This window comes from Burkholderia sp. CpTa8-5 (assembly GCF_017815045.1).
In the GTDB taxonomy this organism is placed as follows: domain Bacteria; phylum Pseudomonadota; class Gammaproteobacteria; order Burkholderiales; family Burkholderiaceae; genus Burkholderia; species Burkholderia sola.
Genome location: NZ_JAGIQD010000002.1, coordinates 100,604 through 112,476, shown reverse-complemented (window position 1 = coordinate 112,476; position 11,873 = coordinate 100,604). Strand labels below are relative to the sequence as shown.

Genomic DNA, 11,873 nt, shown 5'->3' with positions numbered 1-11,873 from the left:
TGGCATTAACCGTTTTTCCGCTGATTTTCCCGCCGCGGCGCGGCAGGCGCAGGGCGGCCGACATACACGTCCGATTCCAGCCAGAATCGACCGCGAGGATGGTTTACAGTCGTCGCATGCGCCTCGATCCCAACACCTGCTACGACGCCCTGCTTTCGCGGAACCGCCGCTTCGACGGCTGGTTCTTCGTCGGCGTGGCGACGACCGGCGTGTATTGCCGCCCCGTCTGCCCGGTGCAGCCGCCGAAGGCGCAAAACTGCAGCTACTACCCGACCGCCGCGGCCGCCGAGAAAGCCGGCTTCCGGCCCTGCATGCGCTGCCGACCCGAGCTCGCGCCCGGCCACGGGCTGCTCGACCTGGCCGGCAATCTCGCCGACGCGGCCGCGACGCTGATCGACGACGGTTTCCTGAACGCGCATTCCGTCGATGCGCTCGCGCGGCGCGTCGGCGTGACTGAACGCCATCTGCGGCGGATCTTCGGCGCGCAGTTCGGCGTGTCGCCCGTCGAGTTCGCGCAGACGCAGCGGCTATTGATGGCCAAGCGGCTGCTGACCGATACCGCGCTGCCCGTGGCCGTCGTCGCGTCGACGGCCGGCTTCGGCAGCGTGCGGCGCTTCAACGACCTGTTCCGCCAGCGCTACGGCCTCAATCCGCTGCGGCTGCGCAAGGGGGCCGGTGCAGCGGCCGACGGCGACATGACCTTTCCGCTGCCGTACCGGCCGCCGTTCGCGTGGGCCGACCTGATGCGTTTTCTCGCGCAGCGGCAGATCGACGGCGTCGAGCGGATCGACGCGCAGCGTTATGCCCGGATCGTCGACCTGCCCGACCGGAACGACGGCCGCCGCGTGACCGGCTGGCTGTCCGTCGCGCACCTGCCGCAGCGCTTCGCGCTGGCCGTCACCGTGTCGCCCGCGCTGACGCCGGTCGTGCCGGCCGTGCTCGCACGCGTGCGCCGGCTGTTCGATCTCGACAGCCGCCCCGACGTGATCGATGCGCATCTCGGCGATCTCGCAAGCGGCTCGCCGGGCCTGCGCGTGCCCGGTGCGTTCGATGGTATCGAGATCGCGATCCGTGCGATCGTCGGCGAGCAGCTTGCGTCGGCGCAGGCGGATACGCCGTCGCTGGCCCGCCTCGCGGAACGCTTCGGCACGGCGGTCGACGGCGCGCCGCCGGGCCTCACGCATGCACTGCCTTGCGCCGCGACGCTGGCCGCGCTGCCGCCTTCGGCCCTCGAAACGATCGGCATCGAACACGACACGGCGCGCGCGATCGTGTCCGTCGCCCGCGCCATCGACGACGGCACGCTCGCGCTCGAACCGATGGCGCCGCTCGACGCGACGCTCGCCGCGCTGCGCGCGCTGCCCGGCTTCGACGAACGCGCGGTGCAGTACGTCGCGATGCGCGCGATGGCCTGGCCGAACGCGTTCCCGGCCGACGACGCGTGGCTGCCCGCTCGCACCGAACTCGCGCGCGGGCCGTCCTCCGCACCGCACGCGGCGGCGCGCTGGGCGCCGTGGCGCGCGTATGCCGCCCTGCATGGGTGGCGCCTTCATGGAGATGTAGCGCGATGACTCCCGCTCACCTGATTCCGAGCCCGCTGGGCGACATCGCCGTGCGCATCGAGGACGATGCGCTGACCGGCCTGTACTTCGTCGGCCAGAAATACTTTCCGTCGGTGGCGATCGTGCGCGAAGCGGACGCGCTCGCCAGGTCGCCGGTCGCACGCCGGGTCGCGGAAGAAATCGCCGAGTACTTCACCGGCGCGCGCGACACGTTCTCGGTGCCGATCCACCTGCGCGGCACCGCGTTTCAACAACGCGTATGGAAGGAACTGCTTGCGATTCCGTTCGGCGAACTCGTGTCGTACGGCGACATCACCGAGCGCATCGGATTGCCGATGAGCGGCGCGCGCGGTGGGCGGCGCGGTCGGCCGCAATCCGATATCGATCATCGTGCCGTGCCATCGCGTGGTCGGCGCGTCAGGCAGCCTGACCGGTTATGCGGGCGGGATTGAACGGAAACGCGCGCTGTTGTCGCTCGAAGGTGCAGGGTTTTCGCGCGGCGCGTATCAACCGATGCAGCAGGCGCTCGCGTTCTGATTGCCGACGTTCATCACGCGCTCAACACCGGCCGACGCGCTTCACGCTTCGCATACGCGCCGGGCGTCACGCGGAATTTCGCCTGGAACAGCGCGATGAAGGACGACGTCGAGTCGTAACCCAGTTGCGCGGCCACCGTGCCGATCGGTGCCCCCGCATCGAGCAGCGGCAGCGACGCGAGCAGCCGCACGGCCTGCCGCCATTCGGTGAACGACAGCCCCGTGTCCTGCCGGAACAGCCGCGATAGCGTGCGCCGCGTCGCGCCGACCTGATGGCCCCATTCGTCGAGACTGCGCGTATCGCCCGGCGCCGCGTGCAGCGCACGCGCGATTTTCAGCAGGCGCGGATCGCGCGGGAGCGGCACCGTGAGCGGCGCCGGCTGCATGCGCGCGATCCGGTCCGCGATCAGGCACACGAGCGCACCGTCGGGCCCCGTCTCGTCGTAGTTCACCGGCAACTCGCCGGTCGCGAGCACCAGTTCGCGCAGCAGCGGCGTCATGCAGAGGATCGTGCAATCGTCGTTCACGTCGCCGCGCGCGATGGCTGCGTCGAGATACAGGCTGTGGAACGCGACGCAATCGCGCGTCGACACCGCGTGCGGCACGTGCGGCGGAATCCACATCGCATAGTGCGGCGGTAGCAGTTGCCGGCTCGACGGTGTCGTCACCTCGAGCACGCCGCTCGTCGCATACATCAGTTGCGCCCACGGATGACTGTGCGCGTCGACGCTCACGTTGCGAGGAATCCCGAACGCACGCACGTACAGCGGCCTCGGCAGGCGCGCCATCGGCGGCACTGCGTAAGGGTCGCCGGGTTGTCCCGCCAGCAACATAAGACGTCCTCCGAAGGTCATTGCACGAACGAGCGCGATGCTACCGTGGCGGCTCCTTTGTCACACGGCTTCCGCCCATGAGCGCTCATACCCGCATCACCCGCAAGACCGTCACCGCGATCCGCTCGACCAAAGGCATCGGCAGCCTCGTGTCGCTGACCGCGTATTCCGCGCCGATGGCGAAACTCGTCGACGACGTGGCCGACGTGATCATCGTCGGCGACTCCGTCGGCATGGTGCTGTACGGGATGCCCGATACGCTGCGCGTCACGCTCGACATGATGATTGCACACGGGGCGGCCGTCGTGCGCGGCGCCGCGCACGCGTGCGTCGTCGTCGACCTGCCGTTCTCCACGTTTCAGGAATCGCCCGCGCAAGCCTATCGCTCCGCCGCGCGGCTCCTCGCCGAAACCGGCGCGCAGGCCGTGAAGCTCGAAGGCGGCTGCGAGATGACCGACACGATCCGTTTCCTGACCGATCGCGGCATTCCGGTGATGGCGCACGTCGGCCTCATGCCGCAGCAGGCCAACGCGACGGGCGGCTTCCGCGCGCAGGGCATGAACCCGCGTTCGGCCACGCAGGTGTTCGACGCCGCGTGCGCGGCCGAGCGGGCCGGCGCATTCAGTGTCGTCATCGAAGGCACCGCCGAAGCGCTCGCGCGCCACCTGACCGAAACGCTGACGATCCCGACGATCGGCATCGGCGCATCGCCCGCGTGCGACGGGCAGGTGCTCGTGACCGAGGACATGATCGGCGCGTTCGATGCGTACACGCCGCGCTTCGTGAAGCGCTACGCGGATGCGAACGCGGTGATGCGCGACGCGATCCGCCAGTACGCGCACGACGTGCGGCAGCGCGTGTTTCCCGAACCTGCGCATTGCTTCGGATACGGCAAGCCGCTGCAACTGCCGGGCGCGGCCCCGACTGCGTGATGCGGGACGAACGACGCGGTTACCTCACGCTACGCGCGCTTGCGCATCGCGTGCGCGACCCGCGCGTTCGCTTCGAATTTCGCGCGATGCGTCGAGAAAAACGTCCGCACGTTGCGGACGTTCGACGCGCCGGTGAACAGCCGCCGCGCGAATTCGTCGTATTCGGCGACGTCGGCGAGATCGGCGATCACGACGAAATCGGGCCCCGGCGACACGCGATAGCACTGCGTGACGGCCGGCTCCGCGCACACGTACGCTTCGAACGCGTCGTAGTCTTCGGCCGTCTGCCGGTCGAGGCTGATCTCGATCAGTGCGGTGACGCCCGTGCCGATCGCGACCGGATCGAGCACCGCGACCTGCCGACGGATCACGCCAGCCTCCGTCAGCCGGCGCACGCGACGCATGCAGGTGGGCGGCGACGACAGCGCCCGCTCGGCGAGTTGCAGGTTCGATACCGACGCGTCGTCCTGCAGGATCGCGAGGATGCGCAGGTCGAGGTCGTCGAGGGTGATGGCGGCCATCGGCCACTCCTTCCGGTCAGCGAGTGAAATTTAATTTCAACATGATAGACGATCATCCGCCAATTTCATGTTTTGCAGTTTTTTGAAATTTAATTCCATTTCACTGGCTCTACCATCGCTCTTACTGATCCAGACAGGACATTTACGGAGCGCGATATGTGTGGAATCGTCGGGGCGGTTGCCCAGCGGGACATCCTGCCGAACCTGGTCGACGGCCTGAAACGGCTCGAATACCGCGGCTACGACTCGTGCGGCGTCGTGGTCTACCGCGACCGCGCGCTGGCGCGCGCCCGCAGCGTCGATCGTGTCGCCAACCTGCGGCGCGAGATCGCCGAGTTGGCGTTGTCCGGTTACACGGGAATCGCGCATACGCGCTGGGCCACCCATGGCGCGCCGGTCACGCTCAACGCGCATCCGCACTTCTCGCCGAGCGACGCGAATGCACGCATCGCGCTGTCGCACAACGGGATCATCGAGAACTGCGATCAACTGCGCGCGGAACTGCAGGCGCACGGCTATGTATTCGCGAGTCAGACCGACAGCGAGGCAATCGCACATTTGATCGATCACCTGTACGACGGCGACCTGTTCGATGCGGTACGGCGTGCGGTGGCGCGACTGCGCGGCAGCTATGCGATCGCGGTGATGTGCCGCGACGAGCCGCACCGGATCGTCGGCGCGCGCGACGGGATGCCGCTCGTGGTCGGGGTCGGCGAAGGCGAGAATTTTCTGGCGTCCGACGCGATTGCGCTGTCGGGCATCACCGATCGCATTGCCTATCTGGAGAACGGCGACGTCGCCGATATCCAGCTGCATCGCTACTGGATCCTCGATGCGAACGGCCAGCGCGTCGAGCGCGCGGTGCAACGCGTCGCCGCGCATAGCGGCGCGGCCGATCTCGGGTCGTATCGCTACTACATGCAGAAGGAGATCTTCGAACAGCCGCAGGCCGTGGCCGATACGCTGCTCGACGTTTCGTCGATCATGCCCGAGCTGTTCGGCGACGGCGCGTGGCGTGTGTTCAATGACGTTGATTCGGTGCTGCTGCTCGCGTGCGGCGGCAGCTATCACGCGGCGCTGACCGCGAAGTACTGGATCGAGAGCATTGCGAAGTTGCCGGCCAGCGTGGAGATCGCCAGCGAGTTTCGTTATCGCGACAGTGTGCCGAATCCGCGCACGCTGGTGGTTGCGGTGTCGCAGAGCGGTGAAACCGCTGATGTGCTTGGGGCCGTGCACGTCGCGAAACGCAGCGGGATGATGCACACGCTCGCGATCTGCAACGTCGCGACGAGTGCGCTGATGCGCGAATGTGCGCTGCAGTTCGTGACGCGTGCGGGGGTCGAGATCGGCGTGGCTTCGACGAAGGCGTTTACGACGCAGCTCGTTGCGCTGTTCCTGTTGACGCTGTCGCTGGCGCAGGTGCGCGGGCGGTTGAGTGACGACGAGGAGAAGAAACACCTGCGGGCGCTGCGGCATCTGCCCGATGCGATGTCGAAAGTGCTCGCGCTGGAACCGCAGATCATGGCGTGGTCGGAGTTGCTCGCGCGACGCGACAACATGCTGTTTCTCGGGCGCGGGATGCATTATCCGATCGCGTTGGAAGGCGCGCTGAAGATGAAGGAGATTTCCTATATTCATGCGGAGGCTTATCCGGCGGGGGAGCTCAAGCATGGGCCGCTGGCGCTCGTCAGCAATGAAATGCCGGTGATCGCGGTTGCGCCGAATGACATGCTGCTTGAAAAGCTCAGGTCGAACATGCATGAGGTCAGTGCGCGGAATGGGCGGCTTTTTGTGTTTGCGGATGTGGACTGTGGGTTGGTGCCGAGTGACGGGATCGAAGTGATTCGGCTGAATGAGTACTACGGGCCGTTGTCGCCGATCCTGCATACGGTGCCGATGCAACTGCTCGCGTATCACGCTGCGCTGGCAAGGGGGACGGATATTGATAAGCCGAGGAATCTGGCTAAGTCGGTGACGGTGGAGTGAGGGGGGCTTCGCGCTCTTATTGTGTGCTCAGGTGCATTAATTTCGATTACAAAGCCTCGATTCAGTTTCGGCTAGTGTCAGATCAGGTCGGCGGAGCGTTACATCGCAGCAGAGCGCGCATCGCACGCGTTAGAGGGGAAATGGCCGGGAGTTGCCCGGCCAGACTGCGATGACTTTTTAACGTTGTGAAGATCAACCGACTCCCGTCGCATCACTCGGTGCAGAACGCACCATTTTCGAGGAATGGTCGGAGTACTTTTCGATCGACATACTGGACGGGTTGGGTGCTCGTCGATTCTTCACTCAAGGCTCCCGCATCCGAAAGTTCGATGCGGCACTCGTTTCGGTATCCTTTTATCATGGCGGTATAGTGATGACCGCTCTCCGGCGTAAAGGTCAGAATGCGAGTGCATGCTTCCGAGAAGTAATCCCGAGCGCGCAAGAGTGAGATCGACAGTGGTTGTCCCGCGACAACTGTTCGAGTTACATCGCCATTGTTAGGTATCGCCGGTAGGCGATTTCGGTCCGTGCAATTGGATGCATTTCCGAATATGCTAGGCAAAACCAAAAAATAATCGTTTTTCGCGAAGGTTAGTAAGGCGGCATCGCCGCCTGTTGGCTCCACATACTGTGGAGCGACGGCAATGGCGCATCCGGCAAGCGCCGAGGTCAGTGCCGATGCAATAAGTGGGTAGCGCGATTTCAATTTGTTATCCTGTTATCCATATGCCTTGCCTCGATGGCATATCGTTAACGACAATAAAGATCGAAACTTGAGGGCCGTGTCGGAAATAGAGGCAGACTGCCGTCACCACCGATTGAGTGACGCCCCAATCCCCACCAGAAAAGGAACGAGGCTCGGGAATCGGCTGCGATCGCTTTGATTGTGAGGTAGCGTTCGACTTTATCGATCGAATGGTCGATTGCAAAGCGGAACTGGAAACTGAATGACCGAACTACGCGGTGGTGAATGGCTCTTTGTGGCCAAACTGAGTCAGACGATCTGACGCTATCTGTTTGCTCTAGTCCAGCCATAGACAAATTACGGACCGACAACACCTGTTGCCGCGATTTCGCCTAACGCATTCTTTTGGTCAGCGTACCATCGTACGAGACATTCTCTGTCATGGCATTTCCTCTCCCGATAGTTCCATTGCCCGCGCGTTCTTTCGCGAAAAGCAGCTTGGTCTGTTACAGCAGCTTTGGCTTTCGTGTAGATGTCAGCCAACTCGACATCAGCAGCAGCCAGCGCAGCGTCATTGCAAATCAGATGCTCGGCGTCCGAACGAGACTTCGAGCAGTCGAAGCTTGTCGGATAGGTCGCGGACAGAGCTGCGGTCGTTTGAGCGCCTTGCCCCGACCCCGAGCTTGCCGAAAACGGGTATTCATCAATCTGCTGTTGCTTCCAACCGGCCAACGGCGTCCCCTCGATAGACACATTCGCGGCTCCGTACGTCGTGAAAACGGGAGTATTGTCCGACGTTTCCATCATCATAAGCACGCCTTTACCGGTGCTCTCGTTGATGGCAAACACGGCTTTCTCAGAGCTGCACTGATGAGCTTTGCACCCCTCTCCAACGAGGAACCCGTCTTTCAGTTCAATTCCAGATTGACTTCCCACCATAAGACGGTCTGATATTTTTTTCCAGCTTGCACGAGATACGCTTCCGAACGCAGCCTTGAAGCGGTGATCGTTCACAACTTCATACGACGGCTTTCCGATCATCCAGGCGAATTTGCTAGCTGCCGGACTTCCGCTGGCCATCGACGCTTGAGAAACGGCGCCGTCGCTAGTAGCTTGAGCCGAAGATGCCGTGGTGTTCGTCCCAGCTGCCTCCGGCTTCAACAGGTGCATTGCCAAAGCGGCGATCATAGCGACAAGTACAGTGATACCGAATCCAATGACTTTCGGCTTTACGGTATCGCGAGTTGACCGCAGCGCCGGGCGCGGAGTGATTTCAGCTACCAATAGCGATTCGAAGTGTTGGTCTCGTTCTTCGATAAGCGCCAGGGCAGCATCCCGCTCTCGAAAGTAACTCAAGGCCTTGCCACTACCATAGAGAAGCGCAATTGCGATAACAACAAAGCCTGCAACGATGTTCACGACTGGGATGAGGAAAGCGCCGAACAGACCGGCAATGAGCGATCCGGTCAACGACGGCGTTGCCGGATAGCTTCGCACTGCCGCCAGCAACGCAGATGCAGCGTCACTTAGATCTTTCAGGTTCCCGTGATGCTCGGCGCACTTCTTTTCAATCTCGTACACCGCACGCATCGCCTTCTCTTTCTCTGCAAGCGAGATTGAGCCGATGTCAACTGCAAGTCGGATTGCGTTCGTCGTTGTTTCGAACTCGGGGGAAATTGATTCGAGGAAGCCCTGGTGGTCTTCCAGAGTCACCGCCTCGCTCAAGTCTTCAGTGTCGACGTACACGCCGTGCGAGAAGAAGTAATCGACCAAGGCAGTAGTCGTGCGTGTTTTGACCATCACGACGAAGTCCCGCGTCGCTTGCTCCCGCTTTGATAGGCGTTCAAAGCCATTGGTGCCAAAATTTCGGCTTCCAGCAACAACAGAACTGACCGGTTTCGACGTTCGCTTGGCGCTCTTCAGCGAATGCGTATGGCGAATCCCCGTACCAGGGATGCTTGTAGTGATACGGCCCCGTGTGTTGTAAGTGAAGCCTTTTCCGCCGATTGATGTGCTGACGCCGCTCTTGCTGAAATTAATGCGGATGCCCGGTGCGACCTTGATGCTTTTTCGAAAGCCCCAGCCCATTTTTCTTCTGCTCCACGAGCTCCAGCGGTGCCACGCTAAGTCGCATCAGCACTGTGGAATTTGGTCATAGTTTGTATTCTGTTTGGTCGATAGTACAAGATAAATCCGTCGCTCGGCTATAAGACTCCGACGCATGTCCGGCCGCCGCCGAACCACCCCGAACGAAATGATGCTCGACCCTGGTCCGGAGCACACCATCCAGCGCAGCCAGCCGCTCTCGCAGCCGAACCGCTTGCCCTTCCGTCATTTCACCGAGCACGATTTTTTGTTCGAGAACGTCGCCACAGCGGGTGATGGCCCACCGATCGACGGTCGCCGTTTCACCTTCGAGCACAGCAGCCGCGGTCGAGACAATACCCGGATTCCGTCTCGAAACGAGATGAACCGTGTGCGTCAACGTAAAACCGGGAAGAAAATGCGACCAGTCTTCACAGACGGTCGGGCGGGAAGCGGAGGAAACTTGGCTCATGGTTGCTCCGGATGAATGGTTATCGAACCGGTGCCAGCCATGCTGCTCCCGTTTCGTTGCCGTCGATCGGCCGCATCGCCTCAAGGGCGTCCACCTTGCCCGGGAGGGCAGGTTGGCGTCGGAAAACCCGACTCTGGATGCTTGAATTTTCACGTTCGACATTCCGAACGTTGATTCATTATATCGAAAATCCGGCCGCTGACAAGCTGTCCGGTGAAAGCCACATTTCAGTGGGAAGGCTCCACCGATCCGGCCCTCATACGAGAGGAGGAGTCCGGCGACGTCCAAGTCCGAGGACAATCAGTAGAGGCCGCCGGACCGGGATGAGCGATAAGGGAATACGCCGGATGACCCGGCGTGAAGCGACGCTGCCCAAACGCATCCCCCTCCCGCCCTCACGCGATGTACTTGTTCTTGATCCGAATATCGCGCCCCTGAAACGGCCCCGTATCGTGATCGTGCACATGCACGATCACTTGCGTCGGATCGAACAGCCTCGATACCTCACGAAAATCCTGGTTCACGCGCTTCATACCCTCGAACATCTCGGCATGCAGTACTGCGTCGTCAAGCGGCATCGGCGCACTGGTCGACGCACGCTCGATATGAATGTGCAGGAAGCTCGTCAGGTTCGCATCCTCGGTGGTGGCGAGCTGGAACGTGCTGATTGCATCGTGCAGCGTCGGGGAAGCGGACAGAACCTGCTCGATATCGGACGGGAAAACCTTCGCACCGTAGAACGGTACGCTCGAATCGTTACGGCCGTAGACAAACAGGAACGGGAAGTGGCTGGTCCGCGATGCGAAGTCCGTCAGGCGTATGCCATGTGCCGACAGGCGCCTGTTCAGTTCGCGGAATCGATACGTCCCGCCCGAATCGCGAATGTTGTAGCGGATCTTCGGCGCCGCACCGGACTGACGGCCGATGGTCACCAGCAGTTCACCGTCGGTATTCGTTTCGATCACGTAGTCGAGCGCGTTGTACTGGAAGAGCATCGGCGGCGTATCGCGACCGAACAGTTCACGACACAATTCGGGGCGGCTCAGCAACGTGCGCCGCAAACCGATCGTCGTCGGAGTCTCGACGCCGATGTTGATCTCGAGATCCGACGCGCCATACGACGAAATGACCGTGCTCGCCTTGCGCAGCAAATGATCGCGCAACGCTTCCGACAAGCCCTCGCCGCCGACGATGAAATCGATGTGATAAGGCGACAGGTCGAGATCGCATTCGTCGACTACCGAGCGGATAAACGGCGGATAGCCGAATATCAGGTACTGATATTTCGGCCCGAACAGCTTCAGCGTGTTGATCAGCTTGGCCTTGTCCGGTCCGATCGACTTCATGATCCCGACGTCGACGAGCGACATCGACACGTTCATGCCCGTTGCCCACGGCCCGAGCGCAAAACAGTTCAGCAGCATCTTGCCGGAATCGCGAAACACCAACTGATAGTTCAGTTGCAGGATGCGCTTGACGTCGCTGCGTTCGGCCGCGCTGCGCACCCAGTTGTTCGGCTGGCCGGTGGACCCCGACGATTCGTCGATGACGACGCCCGACTTCGGAATGGCCCCGCCATAGCAGCGCTGTTCGATCGAGTAGCGCTTGATGTAGTTCTCCTTGGTCATCGCGGGCAGGTCCGATAGCCGCCATCTTCCGCCAGCCTTGTAACCCTCGGCCTTCAGGAACTCGACGTAGGCCGGGCACGTCGTGCTCGCTTTGAGGAAGGCTACGCGAGCGCGCAAGCGGCCGACATAGGCCAGATAAGGTTGAAACACCGGTGCGTTGAGGAACACGTAAAGACGTCCATCGACACTGATCACCCGGCGAAGAAACCACAGCGTCCAAAGAATGGTTTCGAGAAACAGACGGTGGAGCGTATTCATGCGGATCTCGGAGAATGGGACGAAACCGTCGCGTCGACAAGGATGTCGGCGAGCGCCCTGCGCTGGCTTTGCGGCGGTGTACGCGAGTAGCCGACCTTGAAGACGAGCCATGCCCCGTCGACACCGGTGTGCGCACTGAACCATGCGGCGGCGCCGGGGTTCGTGACCAGGTTGCCGTACGGATGCAGGTACAGCCCGAGGCTCGTCAGGGCAAGCCAGAAGCGCAGCAGGAAACGGCCCGACTCGATCGCATTCTCCGGGTTGAAGAAATCGCCGCTCAGCACGCCGATCGCGGGTACGTGGCCCAGTTGCGCGCGATACCGGTGCCTGAAGTAAAAACGCGTCGGCTTGAACGTCAGGATTTTCGACAGATGC

The 11,873-nt window shown here is 62.2% G+C and carries 9 protein-coding genes, 1 pseudogene and 1 riboswitch; of the genes and pseudogenes, 4 read left to right on the top strand and 6 right to left on the bottom strand.

Annotated elements, in window-relative coordinates; genetic code table 11:
- Positions 1-98 precede the first annotated feature (98 nt).
- Both J8I35_RS03900 and J8I35_RS03895 read left to right on the top strand, forming a co-directional pair.
- Positions 99-1,571, top strand: a complete 1,473-nt coding sequence (locus tag J8I35_RS03900; protein WP_209924552.1) for an AlkA N-terminal domain-containing protein — start codon at positions 99-101, stop codon at positions 1,569-1,571.
- Positions 1,568-2,099: pseudogene (locus J8I35_RS03895) on the top strand (methylated-DNA--[protein]-cysteine S-methyltransferase). The gene J8I35_RS03900 and the pseudogene J8I35_RS03895 overlap by 4 nt, the downstream one beginning before the upstream one ends.
- A 13-nt stretch (positions 2,100-2,112) precedes the next feature.
- On the opposite strand, the gene J8I35_RS03890 reads toward J8I35_RS03895, so the two are convergent.
- Entirely contained in the window at positions 2,113-2,931 is an 819-nt protein-coding gene (locus tag J8I35_RS03890; RefSeq protein WP_050018091.1) for a helix-turn-helix transcriptional regulator, read from the bottom strand.
- Between the two features lie 77 nt (positions 2,932-3,008).
- Between J8I35_RS03890 and panB the strand changes: the two genes are divergently transcribed.
- Positions 3,009-3,863 (top strand): 3-methyl-2-oxobutanoate hydroxymethyltransferase, encoded by an 855-nt coding sequence (panB, locus tag J8I35_RS03885; protein ID WP_209924551.1) that lies wholly within the window; start codon positions 3,009-3,011, stop codon positions 3,861-3,863.
- A 29-nt stretch (positions 3,864-3,892) separates the two neighbouring features.
- Here panB and J8I35_RS03880 read toward each other — a convergent pair whose 3' ends face one another.
- Positions 3,893-4,384 (bottom strand): Lrp/AsnC family transcriptional regulator, encoded by a 492-nt coding sequence (locus J8I35_RS03880; protein WP_124654151.1) that lies wholly within the window; start codon positions 4,382-4,384, stop codon positions 3,893-3,895.
- Positions 4,385-4,540: 156 nt separating this feature from the next.
- Here J8I35_RS03880 and glmS point away from each other — a divergent pair, with 156 nt between their 5' ends.
- Positions 4,541-6,370: a glutamine--fructose-6-phosphate transaminase (isomerizing) gene (glmS, locus tag J8I35_RS03875; RefSeq protein ID WP_209924550.1), complete on the top strand. Its 1,830-nt coding sequence runs from the start codon at positions 4,541-4,543 to the stop codon at positions 6,368-6,370.
- A gap of 211 nt (positions 6,371-6,581) precedes the next feature.
- Here glmS and J8I35_RS03870 read toward each other — a convergent pair whose 3' ends face one another.
- From J8I35_RS03870 to J8I35_RS34520, 4 genes are all read right to left on the bottom strand, one after another.
- Positions 6,582-7,076 carry a hypothetical protein gene (locus tag J8I35_RS03870; RefSeq protein ID WP_209924549.1) on the bottom strand — a complete coding sequence of 165 codons (495 nt, stop codon included), beginning with the start codon at positions 7,074-7,076 and terminating at the stop codon, positions 6,582-6,584.
- A 336-nt stretch (positions 7,077-7,412) separates the two neighbouring features.
- A complete protein-coding gene (locus J8I35_RS03865; RefSeq protein WP_124630892.1) occupies positions 7,413-9,143 on the bottom strand; it encodes a DUF4236 domain-containing protein in 1,731 nt (576 codons plus the stop codon).
- Between the two features lie 64 nt (positions 9,144-9,207).
- Complete coding sequence (locus J8I35_RS03860) at positions 9,208-9,612, bottom strand: hypothetical protein (RefSeq protein ID WP_185731868.1); 405 nt, start codon at positions 9,610-9,612, stop codon at positions 9,208-9,210.
- Between the two features lie 42 nt (positions 9,613-9,654).
- A riboswitch (SAM-I-IV-variant riboswitch) is annotated at positions 9,655-9,758 on the bottom strand.
- 249 nt (positions 9,759-10,007) lie between these two features.
- Entirely contained in the window at positions 10,008-11,642 is a 1,635-nt protein-coding gene (locus J8I35_RS34520; RefSeq protein WP_245170092.1) for a hypothetical protein, read from the bottom strand.
- Between the last annotated feature and the right edge of the window lie 231 nt (positions 11,643-11,873).

What these genes read in the sequence shown, in the direction of transcription:
- J8I35_RS03900 (WP_209924552.1), top strand. Translation starts at nt 99, where the DNA reads ATGGTTTACAGTCGTCGCATGCGCCTCGATCCCAACACCTGCTACGAC.
- J8I35_RS03890 (WP_050018091.1), bottom strand. Translation starts at nt 2,931, where the DNA reads ATGTTGCTGGCGGGACAACCCGGCGACCCTTACGCAGTGCCGCCGATG.
- panB (WP_209924551.1), top strand. Translation starts at nt 3,009, where the DNA reads ATGAGCGCTCATACCCGCATCACCCGCAAGACCGTCACCGCGATCCGC.
- J8I35_RS03880 (WP_124654151.1), bottom strand. Translation starts at nt 4,384, where the DNA reads ATGGCCGCCATCACCCTCGACGACCTCGACCTGCGCATCCTCGCGATC.
- glmS (WP_209924550.1), top strand. Translation starts at nt 4,541, where the DNA reads ATGTGTGGAATCGTCGGGGCGGTTGCCCAGCGGGACATCCTGCCGAAC.
- J8I35_RS03865 (WP_124630892.1), bottom strand. Translation starts at nt 9,143, where the DNA reads ATGGGCTGGGGCTTTCGAAAAAGCATCAAGGTCGCACCGGGCATCCGC.
- J8I35_RS03860 (WP_185731868.1), bottom strand. Translation starts at nt 9,612, where the DNA reads ATGAGCCAAGTTTCCTCCGCTTCCCGCCCGACCGTCTGTGAAGACTGG.
- J8I35_RS34520 (WP_245170092.1), bottom strand. Translation starts at nt 11,642, where the DNA reads ATGGTTCAGTGCGCACACCGGTGTCGACGGGGCATGGCTCGTCTTCAA.